The sequence below is a fragment of the Massilia sp. P2_C2 genome, assembly GCF_056404615.1.
In genome coordinates, this window is record NZ_JBFUDR010000043.1 from 1 (window position 1) to 15,898 (window position 15,898).

The following is a 15,898-nucleotide window of genomic DNA, read 5'->3' on the forward strand; positions in this document are numbered from 1 at the left end:
GCCCACCTGAAGGCGCCGCGCGACAGCATCGCGCGCGCCGCCGAGCCGGCCCGGCCGGCGTGCATCGTGTTCCCGCGCTGGGAGGCCGGCGCCGCCATCGCGATGGACCCGTTGCCGAAGGCACGCGCCTTCATGCAGGTGGCCGACAACAGCTTCAATTACCAGGTGCTGGGCGCGCGCGGCTTCGCCGCCCTCGGCCGGCTGATCGATGCCAGCGACGCCTACACCTTCCGCTACAGCAGCCTGCCCGAGGCGATGGCCTTGTTCGAACGCCTGGCGCGGGGCGCCGCATGATGCGCCTGCCCCTGCTCGTGCGCGTACTGCGCGACCCTGCCGCCGTGCGCGGCCTGGACGGTGTCGGCTGGGACCTGCTGCTGCGCCAGGCCGACGCGGCCAACCTCGATGCATTCCTGCTCGTGCTGCTGGAGGATGCCGGCCTGCTGGACGCCGTCCCGGCCGGACCGCGCGCGCACCTGGAGTGGACCCGCACGGGCGCGGCCGGCCATGCGCGGGCCGCGCGCTACGAGGTGCGTCAGATCCACAAGGCGCTGGATGGATTGGGCATGCCGCTGATCCTGCTGAAAGGGGCGGCGTATGCGCTGGCCGGGCTGGACGCCGGCCGCGGGCGGCTGTTTTCCGACATCGACATCCTCGTGCCGAAGGCGCGCCTGGCCGAAGTCGAGGCGGCCCTCATGATGCGTGGCTGGATCACGACCCACCACGACGCCTACGATCAGCGCTACTATCGGCAATGGATGCACGAGCTGCCGCCGATGCAGCATGCCCGGCGCGGCAACTCGATCGACGTGCACCACGCGATCCTGCCGGAGACGGCGCCGGTGCGGCCGGACCCGGACAGCCTGCGCGCCAGCGCGCGTCCGATCGCCGCCGAACCCGGCCTGGCCACGCTGGCCCCCGCCGACATGGTGCTGCACAGCGCCGTGCACCTGTTCTTCGACGGCGAGTTCGACAAGGGCTTGCGCGACCTCGTCGACCTGCACCGGCTGCTGGGAGAATTCGGCGCGCAGCCCGGGTTCTGGGACACGCTGCCGGCACGGGCGCGCGAGCTCCAGCTGGGGCGGCCGCTGTTCTATGCGCTGCGCTATTGCCCGCGCCTGCTCGGCACCGTCGTCCCGCCGGCCGTGCAGGCGGCGGTGGCGCTCGACGGGCCGCGCGGGCCGCTGCTGTGGTTGATGGACCGGTTGTTCGAGCGGGCGCTGTTGCCGCTGCACCCGAGCTGCGCGGATGCGTTCAACGGCCCCGCGCGCTTCGCGCTTTACGTGCGCGGTAACTGGTTGCGCATGCCGCCGCTGTTGCTGGCGCAGCATTTGTTCCACAAGGCGTTCATCACGAAACATAATGAGTCGCAGGCGGCCTGATTTCGCGTCCGCGACCCCAACAGGAGCGGCCCCGGCCGCGGGAACCATGTCCGAACCATTTGATATCGACCAGAACTGGGATGCCATCGTCGTCGGCACCGGCATGGGCGGCGCCCCGCTGGGCCTGGCGCTGGCGCGTGCCGGCCGGCATGTGCTGTTCCTCGACAAGGGCAGCGCCAGCCCGGACCTCGTCGGCCGCTACGCCGAAGACGATTTCCCGCAGCCGGAGGCGCCGCAGCCGGCGCACCGGGCGATCCTGGCGCGTGCCGGCCGCTACCCGGACCAGATCGTCGACCGCTCGACGCCGCGCACCCAGCGCTTCGTCCCTTTCATCGGGTCCGGCGCGGGCGGTTCCAGCGCCCTGTACGGCATGGCGCTGGAGCGCTTCTTCYCATCCGATTTCGCGGCGGCCGACCATTACCAGGCGCCGCCCGGCGCCGACCTGCCGGCACGCTGGCCCGTCACGTACGGCGAGCTGGCGCCGTACTACGACGCTGCCGAGCAATTGTTCCGGGTCCGCGGCAGTGCGGATCCGCTGCGCGCGGACGGGCAGCGCGAACACCTGTTGCCGTCGCCGCCGCTGACGCCGGGGTCGGAAGAATTGTTCGGCTTTTTCGCGGGACGCGGCCTGCATCCATACCGCTTGCCGCTGGCCTGCGAATTCGTCGATGGCTGCAGCGGCTGCCAGGGCTATCTGTGCAGCCGTGCGTGCAAGAACGACGCAGGACGGATCTGCCTGACACCGGCCGTGCGCGATCACGGCGCCCGCCTGCTCGACGCGTGCGAAGTCGTGGCGCTGGAAGCGGACGAGAAGCGCGTCACGGGCGTCGTCTGCGTACGGGGCGGTACCCGTTTCACCGTGCGTGCGCCCATCGTCGTGCTGGCCGCCGGTGCCCTCGAGACGCCGCGCATCCTGCTCGATTCGGCGTCGGGCGCATGGCCGCAAGGCCTGGCCAACGCGTCCGGCCTCGTCGGCAAATACCTGATGCGGCACCATATCGACCTGTATTTGATCGAGCCGAAACTCAAGGGCGAGTTCGATAACCGCCAAAAAGAGCTTGCCTTCAACGATTTTTATTTGAAAGACGGGCAGAAGCTCGGTTCCGTGCAATCGTTCGGTCGCCTGCCGCCGCCGGCCACGCTGGCGGCCTCCGTGGCCGACGACCTGCGCCAGGGGCCGCTGCCGTGGGTGGCGCCGCTGTTCAAACTGGCCAAACCGTTCGTGACGCCGGTGCTCGATGGCCTCGTGCACCGGCGCATGATCCTGGCGACCACGCTCGAAGATTTCCCTTATGCCGATAACCGCGTCGAACCGGCGCGCGACGATGCGCAGGGCGCCCGCCTGGCGATCGAATACCGCCTGCGCGATGCCGACCGCGCGCGCATTGCCGCCTTCCGCACGCGGATGCGCGAGGCGTTGTCCGGCTATCGCTTCAAGCTGATCAAGCAGGCCGAGAACAACCAGCGTATCGCCCACGTGTGCGGCACGTGCCGGTTCGGCGACGATCCCGCACGGAGTGTGCTCGACCGCAACAACCGCGCGCATGGACTCGCCAACCTGTACATCGTCGACAGTTCGTTCTTCCCATCGTCCGGCGGCACCAATCCGAGCCTGACGATCGCGGCGAACGCGCTGCGCGTGGCCGACCACCTGCTGGCGCAGGCTCATTGATTCATCATCATCGACAAGGAGATCGCCGATGCGGCTTTCCGACTTAAAAGGCCATTGGGCGCTGGTGACCGGCGCGTCGTCCGGCATTGGCGCGGAATTCGCCCGCCAGCTGGCGCAGGCCGGCGTGCGGCTGGTGCTCGTCGCGCGGCGCGAAGAACGGCTGCTGGCCGTGGTGGAAGCGCTGCGCGCGCAATACGGCGTCGAGGTGCGGCCCATCGTGGCCGACCTGGCGGATGTCACCGTCGTGGCGCGCATTCGCGACGAGCTCGACGGTGCGGGCATCCGTATTCGCCTGCTGTGCAACAACGCCGGAGCCGGGCGCTGGGGGCGCTTCGAGGCGACCAATCCCAAGGTTTACGATGAGTTGAACACGCTCAACACGACGACGCTGGTGGCGACCTGTCGCCGCTTCTTCGACCATCTCGCCGCATTCCCCAGCAGCGCCGTCATCAACGTGTCGTCGGCGGCCGCTTACCAGCCCGTGCCGTACATGGCCGTGTACGCGGCCAGCAAGGCCTTCGTGCAAAGCTTCAGCCAGGCGTTGCATGGCGAGTGGAAGAAGCACGGCATCCTCGTGCAGACCCTCGTGCCGGGGCCGACCGACACCGAGTTCGACGCCAAGGCCGGCGCCTACGAGAGTGCGTTGGCGGGGCGTGATGCGCCGGCCGACGTCGTACGGACGTCGCTGGCGGGCCTGGAGCGCGGCGTGCCGGTCGTGAGCGCGGCCAAGGGCACCTACAAGCAGCGCGTGTTTGCCGGCCTGGCGCCGCCGGCCATGGTCATCCGTGAGGTCGGCAAGATGTTCAGGCCGCCCGGCGGCGAGTGAACAGGCAATAAAAAAACCGCGGTCGAAACCGCGGTTTTTTCATGGGGCCGTGCCAGGCAGCGATTACGCCTTCGGAGCGCGGCGGCGACGCTGTGCGCCGACCAGACCCAGCATGCCCATGCCCAGCAGCATCATGGTGCCCGGTTCCGGCACGGCGAAGGTGCTCGAGCCGTCGACCTTGAAGACGATGTCTTTCGCGGTGTTCACGGAGTAATCCGGGAACAGGCTGCTGCCACCTTTCTGGAAGTTGTTGGTGTATGAGTTGCCAGCCGGGAAGTTCAGGTTCGACTCGAAGTTCACGCCGAACAGCAGTTCCGAGATGCCTTGCAGGTAGTTCTGGTTGATGAAGTCACCAGCTTCGACGACACGTGCGTTCATCTTGGTCGAACCCTGGCCGTTGTTGACGCCGGTGACGGTGAAGGTCGACTGGGTGTTGTCCGGAACGATCGTCAGCAGGGCGACCAGCGTGCCGTCGTCGAAACCGGTACCGGCGGTGGTCGAGGCGTTGGCGGCGGTGTCGTAGTAGATCGCGACTTTATTGTCAGCCGGATTGCCGCTCACGCCGAACGTGGCGGTCGAACCAGCGATGCTCATGACTTTTTCGTTCAGCTTGGCGACCATCGTGAACTCGAAGTTCTTGCCGGCGCCTTTGGTGCCGTTGGCCGTGAAGTCCAGGCCGTTGAACAGGGCGGTCGGGTCGCCGTCCACGGTTGCCAGGTTCGACTGGTACAGGAACTGGAAGGACTGGCCAGGCAGCAGCAGGTTACCGAACGGGCCAACGCCTTTCGCAACGCCGCTACCGGTTGCGCTCCAGTCCAGGGTGGTGGCATCCGATGCCAGGACGTTGGTGCCGTCCTTCAGGGTGAAAGCTTGTGCCGACGATGCGGCGAATGCGAAACCGAGGGCTGCTGCAACCGGGATCAGCTTGCGAAACGTATTCTTCATGTTGGCTCCAAAAATTCTGCTAATTAATTTGTCAGGGGCAGCCCAGCGTTTGTTTGCGGGCTCATGACCAACATGATGCAAGGTACGTGCCAGCCTTCGTGTGTTCTGATTAAAATCAATGGCTTACGATTAAAAGTGTCAATTTTATCGCCACTTTATGCATGGTGCTGTAAAAAATTCCGACAGTAAACTAATTCGTGTTGGAAAGTAGTTCGGTGCGCGCGTCCGCCACATGGGCCGGCGCAAACCGGTGGAAGGCGCGTACCCCTTCGAGAAAGGCGGCCATGCGCTGCGGCGCCGGATAGTTCGCGAACGTCTCGGCGACGCGCCGCGCGGCCGCCGCCAGCGTCGGATCGTCGAGCATTACCCGCACCTGGCGCGTCAGTTTCCTGGCGCGGAAGCGGTCGGCCCGCAACAGCGCGCCGGCGCCCGCCTTGATGACGCCGCTCATGTTCAGGAACTGGTCGAGGTTGCCGGGGATACCCAGTACCGGCACGCCGGCGGCGAGGGCCTGCTGGCTGGTCGGGCTGCCGCCGTTGCAGATCACGAGGCTGGCGCGCTGCGCCGCCAGGTCGCCCGGCAGGTAGGGGGCGACGAACGCGTTCGCCGGCGCGCTGGCCACGTCGATGGTGCCGGCCGTGGCCGCGATGACGGTCACCGGCAGCGGCGCCAGTGCCTCCAGCACGAGCGGCAGCAGGCGCCCCTGGCCGGAACTGCCGAGCGTGACATAGACAATCGGTTTGTCTTCCGGTAACCGGTCCCACCAGTCGGGCCTGGCCAGCGGCGGCGCCCAGATGATGGGGCCGATATAGGCGTGCTGTTGCGGCAGGCTCTTCGGCGGGAACAGGTCGGGCACGTCGGCGTACATGCTGTAGTCGGCGTCCGTGTACACCTTGCGCAGGTCGGTGCCCAGCGAAGGCAGTCCATGGTTGCGGCGCACGCGGTTCAGCGGCACGGAGTGCGAGGCGAACRCGACGGGACGCGCCATGCGGAAGATCGCGTTCGCGATGCGGATCGGTAAAAGGCGCGTCAGCGGGATGTGCGGCACGGCGTAATGCTGCACGACGTAGGGGCTCCAGTACGCATTCATCAGCGACACGTACGGAATGCGGCGCAGGCGCGCGCTGACCGACAGCGACAGCCGGAAATCGCCGACGACGATGTCGGGCCGCACGGCGTCGAGCACGCGCAGGTCGTCTTCGACATAGCCGGTCAGGGTCGCGGTGTTGTACACGGGCTTGCCGCCCGCGAGCGCGTCCAGGAATTGTTGGCTGGGGATGCTATGGATGGTCCAACGGGTGAATCCGGTGCCGTTGAAGCAGAAGTCATAGCCGTCCGCGCAGGCGAAGTGCACGTCGAAGCGCGCGGGATCGAGTGATTGCGCAAGCGCGACGGGACGCCCGACGTGGGCCAGGGTCACGGCTTCCGCGAAGAACAGGATTTTGATACGTTCCATAAGAGCTTAATCGCGGTCACTTCATCAGTTCTGCGAGCGGCTTGCGCAGCGAGCGGGCCTGGGGCGCCGGGCCGGCGCCGAGCCGGCCCATGAAGACCGGATGGCCGTTGCCGGTGCCGATCAGCTTGTGCAGGCGCTGTTGCAATTGCCGTGCCGAACCGTGCAATTTGTCGACGGTCGAGAACGACTCGCCATGCTGCACGTAGGCGGAAAAGATCAGGGGCGTCATCTCGGGCTGCATGGCCAGGCCCAGGTCGGTCAGCGTGAGCCAGAAACGCTGCACGGCGCGGCCGGCGGCGACGTGGTCCTCGACCGTCTCGGGCGGGCGCCTGGCCATGATGACGAAATGGGCGGCGCAGCGCAGGCCGGGCATCAGGTCCATCTGCAGGCGCGGGGCCCAGGTACCCATCAGGCGGTTCATCGTGGACAGGCGGCCCCAGCTGACCATCGCCCATTTCATCAGGCGCAAGGTGGCGGCGTCGACGCCCAGGGCCTGGTCGGGCACGCGGTCGTTGCTGTGGCGGGCGTTCCAGTGGATGATGCGGCGGTGCACCTCGTAGGCTTCCGGCATGGTCAGGCGCAATTTCGCGTTCGAAAACATCAGGCGCGCCGCGGCCAGCTTGCCGCCGAAGCCTTCGATCCAGCGTACTTCGTAACCGTCGCCGACGGACTCCTCGAGGGCGCGTTTTTCTTCCGGCAGCAAGGCGCGCGTGTTCATGGCGCGGCGCTGCACGCTGCGGATCGGGATCGCGGCCACGAGCGGACTCGGCTTGACGTCCGGATCGGGCACGAAGCGCACGTCGAAGATGGGCAGGTGATCCTGGTCGCCGGCGCGCCGGGTGATTTCGGTGCGCAGGCCGTGTGCGGTGGCGGCGATCGCCATCGTTTCCAGCAGGGTGCCGTGCGACAWCTGGCTCGGACGGCCGCGGAAGTCGTACACGCAATCCTCGCGCGTGTCGTGGAAGTGCACTACCACATGGTCGGGACCGGGCACTTCGAACCGCCAGACCTGGGTGTTGTCGCCGCTCGGCGCCCAGCGCGCCAGGTCGAGGATGTCGTGGATCGTCTGGGGGAGATTCATGCCTGTGCCACCTTTCCGGCCAACTGGCGCGTCATCTGGCGCTTGGCGACGGCGATCATCAGGCGGTGGAACGGATTGCCGTTGCCGCCCGGGCGCCACGTATGGGCCAGCTTGTTGCGATAGGCGTCGAACTGCATGCCGTGCGGTGCGGCCAGCACCTTGCCGCGTCCCAGCAGGATCTTCAGCGCCTCGGTGGCGACGATGCCGGCGCACAGCTGGCAGGCCATGAACGTCGACGGACCGCGGCGTTCCACGAAATTGACGGCATCCGGCACCACGAGGTAAGGGCGGTGCAGGCCGGCCGGCGCGAGGCCGACGACGAAGCGGATCGCCTTGTCCAGTTCGGGCAGGTCACCCCACTGGAAATACTCTTCGAACGTCATTTGGCCCGGCAGGAAGTTCAGCAGGGCGGCGCCCATGCCGAGCGGCGCGGCCGTCGTGGCCGGGATGCCCAGGCGGGCGCAGGCGGCGAACGTCTGCTGGCGGGCGTCGAAGGCGAAGAAGTCGAGGGCGTCGACGTACAGGTCTACGCCTTCGAGAAATTGATCGAGATTGCCCTGGGTGACACCGTCGGAAAAGATCCTGATGTCGATCTCGGGGTTGATATCCTTGGCCATCCGGGCCAGCACCTCGGCCTTGGGCTGGCCGACCGTCGACATCATGGCGCCGACCTGGCGATTGAAGTTGACGATGTCGAAGGTGTCGAAGTCGGCGATATGAAACTTGGTCACGCCCAGGCGCGCCAGGGTCAGCAGGTGTACGCCGCCGACCCCGCCACCGCCGGCGATGGCGACGCGCCTGGCGCGCAGGGTCTGCTGTTCTGCAGGAGTCACCCAGCCGATATTGCGCGAAAACGCCTGTTCATRGCGGAACGGATTTGTCATTGATGAGAAAAACGGTTTTGTCGATAAAAGGGCCGCAGCGATGAGGTTTGCTGCGCGTAGCCCTTTTCATGCGTGTTGTTCGTCCATGCGCAGGAGGCGGTTGATGATGCCTCGTTCTTCGCGTGGCGAGAAGAAATACGGGTAGAATGAACGTTCCGATACGCTGCTGTCGGCACTGAACGTGCCGCCGTATTTCTGGATCTGCTCCGTCACGAATTCCAGATTTACCCGCAACAGGTAAGCCGGCGCGTCGACGCGCGGATTGGTTTTCAGTTCGCCTTCCTGGGTAAAACCGAGCATGCGTTCGTAAAAACGGCGATGGCGCGGATTCACTTCGATGACGATATCGGTGCAGTGGTGGATGTCGCGGGCGTAGATGACGGCCAGGTGGAACAGGTTGGCCAGCGAGGTCTTCGAACGTACCGACGGATCGAACGCCAGCTTCGTGAACTCGCACAGGCGCGCGCCACGGTTGCGGTGCGCGTCCAGTTCTTCCTTGAAGATCTGGTCTGCCATCAGGCCGATCGGCGAGTCGATGCCGATCGTGAGCGTACCGACGACATCTCCCTTGTCGGTGGCGGTTAGCGTAATGCGATTCGGGTCGTCGCTGAATTGATGCGTGCCGGCATAACCGCGCCAGGCATACATCTTGTTGATCAGCATGCTTGCTGAATTTCGCCCGTCCGCAGTATCGGTAAGCCGGATTCCATACGAATCGTGGTTCACGATAACATCCTCATATTGCGAGGGCGTCATATTATCGCGATCACCAACATCATGAGCGTCCGATAGGGATGCAGCCGAATCACCCTCTGGATCCTTGAAATCGTCGAAAGTCGTCATCGCAGGATTCCCCAATTGTTAAAAATGTCCGCGAGACGCGAACGGAAGTTCTGGTCTCCCGTGCCCTGGCAGTGCCGGGCACGGATTGTTATTTATTTTTTATTAATCTATATTAGCTTCTCACAAAGCCTTTAGCAATGCGCGCGCCTCATCCGCCTGCGCGAACGATTTGTCTTCCGACAGTAGCTTGTCGAGCTCCTTGCGCGCGCCCGCCTTGTCGCCCGATTTGCTCAGGCCCACGGCGAGGTGGTAGCGAACTTCCGACGATTTCGGCGCCAGGCTGCTGGCCTTTTGCAGCAGCGGCAGGCCGCGGCTCGTATCGCCCTGTTCCACGAGCAGCCAGCCCAGCGTATCCATCACGCCGGGGCTGTTGGCGGCGAGCTTGTATGCCTGTTCGGCGGTGGCCAGTGCGCGCGGATCCTTGACCTGTTGGTAGGCATAGGCCAGGTTGTTCAGCGCGGCCGCGTTGTTCGGGGCGCGCTTGACGATGGCTTCCAGGCGCGGGATCGCGGCCTTGTAATCCTTGGCGACGAGGTCGTTCTCGGCCACGTACATGCCGATCAGGACGTCATCCGGATGGTCCTTCAGCCATTGGGCGGCACGCGCCTGCGCTTCCTTGCCCTTGCCGGTCTGCGTCATGGCCTGCAGCGATTTCACGAGGATTTCCGGCGCCTTGACGAGCGCCAGCGCCTTGTCGTAGGCCGGCAACGCTTGTGCCGGCTTCTTCTGCGCCATCAGCACGTCGCCTTCGGTCGCATAGCCGACGGGCGATTTGTCGTTGATCTTCTGGATCTGGCGCGCCATGGCCAGCGCCTCGTCCGCGCGGCCCGTGCGCATGGCCAGCTCGACCTGGGCCAGGCGGGCCTGGAGCATGTCCGGCTGCAGCTCGACGGCGCGCTTGAGATCGGCGGCGGCGGCGGTCGTGTTCTGCATCAGCACGTGCACGGCGGCGAGGCGCAGATGCGGCGTGGCCGATTTCGGTGCCAGGTTGACCAGCTGGCTATAAGTCTCCAGCGCGCCATCCAGGTCCTTGTTGGCGAGCTTGGCCTGGCCCAGCAGTTCCACCAATTGCGGATTGGTCGGATTGGCGGTCTGGAACTTGCGTGCCAGGGTCAGGGCCTTCTGCGCCTGCCCGATCCGCAGGTAGTGCCGGCCGAGCGTGATCGCCGGGCCGACGGCATTCGGATTCGCATTGCTGGCTTGCTCGAACCAGCTCGTCGCCTCCTCGGGATGGTTCTGCATCAATGCCAGTTCGCCCAGGGCGCGCATCGCATCGGCATTGTCCTTTTCCTTTTGCAGGACTTTTTCGTAGCGCTGCTTCGCGACCTCGGGTTTCTTCTCGACGAGGTCCAGGCGGGCCAGGTTTTGCACGGCCGGGATGAAGGTCGGGTTCAGGGCCACGGCCTTGTCCAGCGCGGCGCGGGCGGCGGGAACGTCGCCCTTGACCATGTAGACCGCACCTTTCAGCGTCAACACCTGGGGATTCTCGGGCTGCTCCTTTTCGAGCGCTTCGACGGCGGCCAGGGCTTTGTCGTAATGCTTGAGGCTCATTTCCGTCTGGACCAGCGCCATCGTGGCGTGCCCCGATTTCGGATCGAGCGACGTGGCCAGTTCCAGCTCGGAGAGGCCGCCTGCCTTGTCGCCCTGGGCCAGCTTGGACAGGCCCAGCGACGTGCGCAGGCTGGCCGCCTTCGGTGCCAGTGCGGTGGCTTTTTCCAGGTAGGCGCTGGCTTTGTCGAAGTCATGCACCTGCATATACGATTCGCCGGCCAGCGCCAGGACTTGCGGATCGTCCGCCGCACTCTTCAGTGCCGGCGCGAGCGTGTTGACGGCGTCGGCCGGCTGGGCGCTCTTGAGCTGGGCCTGGGCCAGCAGCTTGCGGGCATAGACGTCGTTCGGATTGCTGTTCAGGTAATGCTGAAGGTGCATTTCGGCCTGCTCGATGGAACCGAGGTTCAGTTCGGACGCGCCGGACAGCAGGATGCTGGGCATGTGGTCCGGCGCGGCTTTCAGCACACGTTGCAGGGCGTCCTGGGCGGCCTGGTATTTGCCTTGCGAGAATTCGTACAGGGCGCGGGTGTACGTCACGAGCAGATTGTTCGGAGCATTCTTCTCGGCGGCATCGATTTCCGCTTTCGCCTCCGGGAACTTGCCGCGCGTGATGTTGATATACGCTTTTTCGACATGCGCGGTCCGGTGGTTCGGATTCAGTGCCAGCGCCTTGTCGAAGACGGCGAGCGCCTCGTCGAACTTGCCCTGCGTGCGCAGCATGGTGCCTTGTGCCATGAGCACTTCCGGATTCTTCGGATCCTTGGCCACGGCTTCGTTGATCAAGCGTTCCGCGTTCGCCTTGTCCTGTTTGACGATGGCATGGCGCGCCAGGCCGAGCAGGGTGTCGCCCGAATTGGGGTTGAGTGCAATGGCCTGGTCGAACGCCTGCTTGGCATCGTCGACCTTGCCGGTGGACAGCAGGGCGTCGCCACGCAGCGTCAGCAGCGGCGCCGACCTGGCGGCGGCCTCTGCGGAGACCTCGTCGAGGATCTCCTTGAATTTGCCCTGCTGCGCCATCGCCTTGGCCAGCAGCGGCAGCACGCGGTCAGTCGCGATGCCGGCCGCGCGGGCCTTGCGGAATTCCTTTTCGGCCGAGGCATAGTCGGCCGTGTCCAGTTCCAGGCGCCCGAGTTCCAGGCGCGCTTCGCCGTTTTCCGGGCTCTTCTCGACGGCGTTCTTCAGCTGGATCATTGCCGACTTCAGGTCGCCCTTCTGCTGGTATTGCTTGGCTTCGGTCAGCAGTTGCTCGGTGGTCTGCGTGGAGCGCCCGCAGGCGGACAGCCCGGCTACCATGAAAGCGCCGGACAGGATCGCAGCGGTAAGTTTGAGCTTGTGGGGATGGCGCAGCATCTGAATTCCTTGAATATGGTCGTGTCCGCCTCTTGTGCGGATTCCTCTTCAACAATAATACCTGAAGGAATACTAAGAAAGCCGCATAAGTTAGGCGTCATGTTGCAAATCCCCCCACCCAAGTGGTGGGAGCATTACCTTCCCGTGAATATGACGTTCGTATTACATTCCGGGGTCGTCCTTGCCTTTGCGCAGACGGCTCAGCAGGGCCTCGACGTTCTCGCCGACGGGCAGGCCATGACGACGTAATAATTGTACGTGCAATACCAGGTTCTCGAGCACGAGTTTGGCCGACACGGCCAGCAATGTCATCAGGCGATCTTCGGTGCTGAAGTTTTCCATCGAGGCCGCCATTTCGCACAGGTGGCTGGCGACCAGCTCGCGCAGGTCATCTTCAGGAAAGGGCAGGTCGGCGAAGTCGATCGGGTCTTCCTGTTCGACTTCGCGCATGAGGGTGGCGAGCTGTTCGGGCTGGATCGGCATGATGACTCCGGTGATGGTGGGGTCAGAGCACATTTTTGGCGCAGCCGAAAATGTGCTCTGACCCCGAATTTGGAACCATTCTACATATTGCGGCGATACTGTCCGCCGACTTCGAACAGTGCCGTCGTGATCTGGCCCAGGGAGCAGACGCGCACGGCGTCCATCAGGCGCGCGAACACGTTCTCGTTGTCGATCGCGGCCTGGCGCAGCGCGGCCAGCGCGGCCGGGGCCGCGTCGGCGTGGCGGCGGTGGAAGTCGTCCAGGCGCGTGAGCTGCGACTGCTTTTCGTCGTCGGTGGAGCGGGCCAGTTCGATCGTCGCCGGGGCTTGTGTACCTTTCGGATTGCGGAAGGTGTTGACGCCGATGATCGGCAGGCTGCCATCGTGCTTGCGGTGCTCGTACAGCATCGACTCTTCCTGGATCTTGCCGCGCTGGTAGCCCGTCTCCATCGCGCCCAGTACGCCGCCGCGCTCGGCGATGCGTTCGAATTCCTGCAGCACGGCTTCCTCGACGAGGTCGGTCAGCTCGTCGATGATGAACGCGCCCTGGTTCGGATTCTCGCTCTTCGCCAGGCCCCATTCGCGGTTGATGATCAGCTGGATGGCGAGCGCGCGGCGCACGGATTCGTCGGTCGGCGTCGTGATCGCCTCGTCGTACGCGTTCGTGTGCAGCGAATTGCAGTTGTCGTAGACCGCGATCAGCGCCTGCAACGTGGTACGGATGTCGTTGAAGTCGATCTCCTGCGCGTGCAGCGAGCGGCCCGACGTCTGGACGTGGTACTTCAGCTTTTGCGAGCGCTCGTCGGCGCCGTACTTGTCGCGCATCGCGACGGCCCAGATGCGGCGCGCCACGCGGCCCAGCACCGTGTATTCCGGGTCCATGCCGTTCGAGAAGAAGAACGACAGGTTCGGCGCGAAGTCGTCGATGTGCATGCCGCGCGCAAGGTACGCTTCGACGAACGTGAAGCCGTTCGACAGGGTAAAGGCCAGCTGCGAGATCGGGTTCGCGCCGGCTTCCGCGATGTGGTAGCCGGAGATCGACACCGAGTAAAAATTGCGCACCTGGTTCTGGACAAAATATTCCTGGATATCGCCCATCACCTTCAGCGAGAACTCGGTCGAGAAGATGCAGGTGTTCTGGCCCTGGTCTTCCTTCAGGATGTCGGCCTGCACCGTGCCGCGCACGTTCGCGAGCACCCATGCACGGATGTTCGCGGCTTCATCAAGCGTCGGCTGGCGGCCGTTGTCGCGTTCGAACCGGTCCGTCTGCTGGTCGATCGCGGTGTTCATGAACATCGCGAGGATGGTCGGCGCGGGGCCGTTGATCGTCATCGACACCGAGGTGTTCGGGCTGCACAGGTCGAACCCGTCGTACAGCACCTTCATGTCGTCCAGGGTGGCGATCGAGACGCCCGAGTTGCCGACCTTGCCGTAGATGTCCGGCCGCAGCGCCGGATCGGCGCCGTACAGCGTGACGGAATCGAACGCCGTCGACAGGCGTTTCGCTTCCATGCCTTGCGAGACGAGCTTGAAGCGGCGGTTCGTGCGGAACGCGTCGCCTTCGCCGGCGAACATCCGGGTGGGATCCTCGCCCTCGCGCTTGAATGGGAACACGCCGGCCGTGTACGGGAACGCGCCCGGCACGTTCTCCAGCATCAGGAAGCGCAGGATCTCGCCATGGTCTTCGAAACGGGGCAGGGCGACCTTGCGCACCTTGTTGCCCGAGAGCGTGGTGGTGGTGAGACTCGTGCGGATTTCCTTGTCGCGGATTTTCACGACATGTTCAATGCCGGCGTACGTCGCCTGCAACTGCGGCCAGGACGCCAGCAGCGTCTTCGCCTCGCCATCCATCGCGTTGTCGCGCTCCGTGATCAGGTCGTCCAGCACGACTTCGCGGTTGGCGGCGGCCAGCATGCGCTTCGTCTCCGACAGCTGCTGGCGCTCGCGCGCAAGCTTCACCTGCTTGCCGACATTGCGGTGGTAGCCGCGCACGGTGTCCGCGATTTCGGCCAGGTAGCGCGTGCGGCCAGGCGGCACGATCACGTTCTTGCCGCTCGAGTATTTAGTCGCCGGCTTCGCCAGTGTCGGCGTGTCGACGTGAAGGCCGAATTCGGCCAGCGCCGGCAGCAGCCCGAGGTACAGCGCGGTGACGCCATCGTCGTTGAAGCGCGACGCCTGCGTGCCGTAGACCGGCATCTCGTCCGGCGACTTGCTCCACGATTCCTTGTTGCGCTGGACCTGCTTGGCCACGTCGCGCAGCGCGTCCTGGGCGCCCTTGCGGTCGAACTTGTTGATGGCGATGAAGTCGGCGAAGTCGAGCATGTCGATCTTCTCGAGCTGGGACGCCGCACCGAATTCCGGCGTCATCACGTACATCGACACGTCCACGTGCGGCACGATCGCGGCATCGCCCTGGCCGATACCGGAGGTCTCGACGATGACGAGATCGAAGCCGGCCACCTTGCATGCGGCGATCACGTCCGGCAGGGCCTGCGAGATTTCCGAACCCGCTTCGCGCGTGGCGAGCGAGCGCATGAACACGCGCGCTTGCCCGTGCCACGGGTTGATCGCGTTCATGCGGATGCGGTCGCCGAGCAAGGCGCCGCCGGATTTGCGCCGCGACGGGTCGATCGAGATCACGGCGATGTTGAGGCGGTCGCCCTGGTCGAGGCGGATGCGCCGAATGAGTTCGTCCGTCAGCGACGACTTGCCGGCACCGCCCGTGCCGGTGATGCCCAGCACGGGCACCTTCAGGCTCTCGGCCGTGTCCATGATGCGCTTGCGCAGGCTGGCCTCGGCCTTGCCGTTTTCCAGCGCCGTGATCAGTTGCGCGAGCGGGCGGTGGCGCTGCTCGATGGGGCCTGTCTGCAGTGGCTCCAGCGTGGTCGGGGCGTAGGGCGACAGGTCGACGTCGCACGCTTCCAGCATCGAGCGGATCATGCCGACGAGGCCCATGCGCTGGCCGTCTTCCGGCGAAAAGATGCGAGAAACGCCATAGGCATGCAGTTCCTCGATCTCGTGCGGGACGATGACGCCGCCGCCGCCACCGAACACCTTGATGTGGGCACCGCCGCGCTGGCGCAGCAGGTCGATCATGTACTTGAAATATTCGACGTGGCCGCCCTGGTAGCTGGAGATGGCGATGCCTTGCACGTCCTCGGCGAGCGCCGCGGTGACCACGTCGTCGACGGAGCGGTTATGGCCCAGGTGCACGACTTCGGCGCCGTTCGCCTGCAGGATGCGGCGCATGATGTTGATCGAGGCGTCGTGGCCGTCGAACAGCGAGGCGGCGGTGACGAAGCGGACCTTGTTGGACAGTTTGGCCTGCTCCGGCAGGTCGAGCTTGGCGGCGGGCGTGATGTCGTTCATGGTGTTCCCTGGAAAACGGAAGCGAACTGTGGGTTCGTTGTACGGTATATGACGTTAACG

The 15,898-nt window shown here is 65.0% G+C and carries 11 protein-coding genes and 1 pseudogene; 4 read left to right on the forward strand and 8 right to left on the reverse strand.

The genetic code is table 11. The annotated features are described in order from the left end of the window. The 4 genes and pseudogenes from AC1DYX_RS07675 to AC1DYX_RS07690 all read left to right on the forward strand — a co-directional run. Nucleotides 1-294, forward strand: a pseudogene (locus AC1DYX_RS07675) (HprK-related kinase A); the annotation flags it as partial. After that, the gene (locus AC1DYX_RS07680) at nucleotides 291-1,379 is read left to right on the forward strand and encodes a nucleotidyltransferase domain-containing protein (protein ID WP_477257940.1); all 1,089 of its coding nucleotides are present in this window, start codon (nucleotides 291-293) and stop codon (nucleotides 1,377-1,379) included. The pseudogene AC1DYX_RS07675 and the gene AC1DYX_RS07680, both read left to right, overlap by 4 nt. Before the next feature lie 46 nt (nucleotides 1,380-1,425). Beyond that, on the forward strand, nucleotides 1,426-3,051 hold the full coding sequence (locus AC1DYX_RS07685; protein WP_477257942.1) for a GMC oxidoreductase: 1,626 nt from the start codon (nucleotides 1,426-1,428) through the stop codon (nucleotides 3,049-3,051). Nucleotides 3,052-3,079: 28 nt separating this feature from the next. Continuing rightward, nucleotides 3,080-3,877, forward strand: a complete 798-nt coding sequence (locus tag AC1DYX_RS07690) for an SDR family NAD(P)-dependent oxidoreductase (RefSeq protein ID WP_477257944.1) — start codon at nucleotides 3,080-3,082, stop codon at nucleotides 3,875-3,877. A gap of 63 nt (nucleotides 3,878-3,940) precedes the next feature. Here AC1DYX_RS07690 and pepA read toward each other — a convergent pair whose 3' ends face one another. From pepA to icmF, 8 genes are all read right to left on the reverse strand, one after another. After that, on the reverse strand, nucleotides 3,941-4,822 hold the full coding sequence (gene pepA / locus AC1DYX_RS07695; RefSeq protein WP_477257946.1) for a flocculation-associated PEP-CTERM protein PepA: 882 nt from the start codon (nucleotides 4,820-4,822) through the stop codon (nucleotides 3,941-3,943). 190 nt (nucleotides 4,823-5,012) lie between these two features. Then, entirely contained in the window at nucleotides 5,013-6,278 is a 1,266-nt protein-coding gene (locus AC1DYX_RS07700; protein WP_477257948.1) for a glycosyltransferase, read from the reverse strand. A gap of 16 nt (nucleotides 6,279-6,294) precedes the next feature. Then, nucleotides 6,295-7,359, reverse strand: a complete 1,065-nt coding sequence (locus AC1DYX_RS07705; RefSeq protein WP_477257950.1) for a nitroreductase family protein — start codon at nucleotides 7,357-7,359, stop codon at nucleotides 6,295-6,297. Then, a complete protein-coding gene (locus AC1DYX_RS07710; RefSeq protein ID WP_477257952.1) occupies nucleotides 7,356-8,243 on the reverse strand; it encodes a ThiF family adenylyltransferase in 888 nt (295 codons plus the stop codon). Before AC1DYX_RS07710 ends, AC1DYX_RS07705 begins: the two co-directional genes overlap by 4 nt. A gap of 66 nt (nucleotides 8,244-8,309) precedes the next feature. Then, nucleotides 8,310-9,086, reverse strand: coding sequence for an N-acyl amino acid synthase FeeM domain-containing protein (locus tag AC1DYX_RS07715; protein WP_477257954.1), 777 nt, complete (start codon nucleotides 9,084-9,086; stop codon nucleotides 8,310-8,312). A 120-nt stretch (nucleotides 9,087-9,206) separates the two neighbouring features. Continuing rightward, nucleotides 9,207-11,987: an XrtA/PEP-CTERM system TPR-repeat protein PrsT gene (gene prsT / locus AC1DYX_RS07720; protein WP_477257956.1), complete on the reverse strand. Its 2,781-nt coding sequence runs from the start codon at nucleotides 11,985-11,987 to the stop codon at nucleotides 9,207-9,209. A 162-nt stretch (nucleotides 11,988-12,149) separates the two neighbouring features. Beyond that, entirely contained in the window at nucleotides 12,150-12,470 is a 321-nt protein-coding gene (locus tag AC1DYX_RS07725) for a hypothetical protein (RefSeq protein WP_477257958.1), read from the reverse strand. Nucleotides 12,471-12,550: 80 nt separating this feature from the next. Further along, a complete protein-coding gene (icmF, locus tag AC1DYX_RS07730; RefSeq protein ID WP_477257960.1) occupies nucleotides 12,551-15,838 on the reverse strand; it encodes a fused isobutyryl-CoA mutase/GTPase IcmF in 3,288 nt (1,095 codons plus the stop codon). Nucleotides 15,839-15,898: the final 60 nt, after the last annotated feature.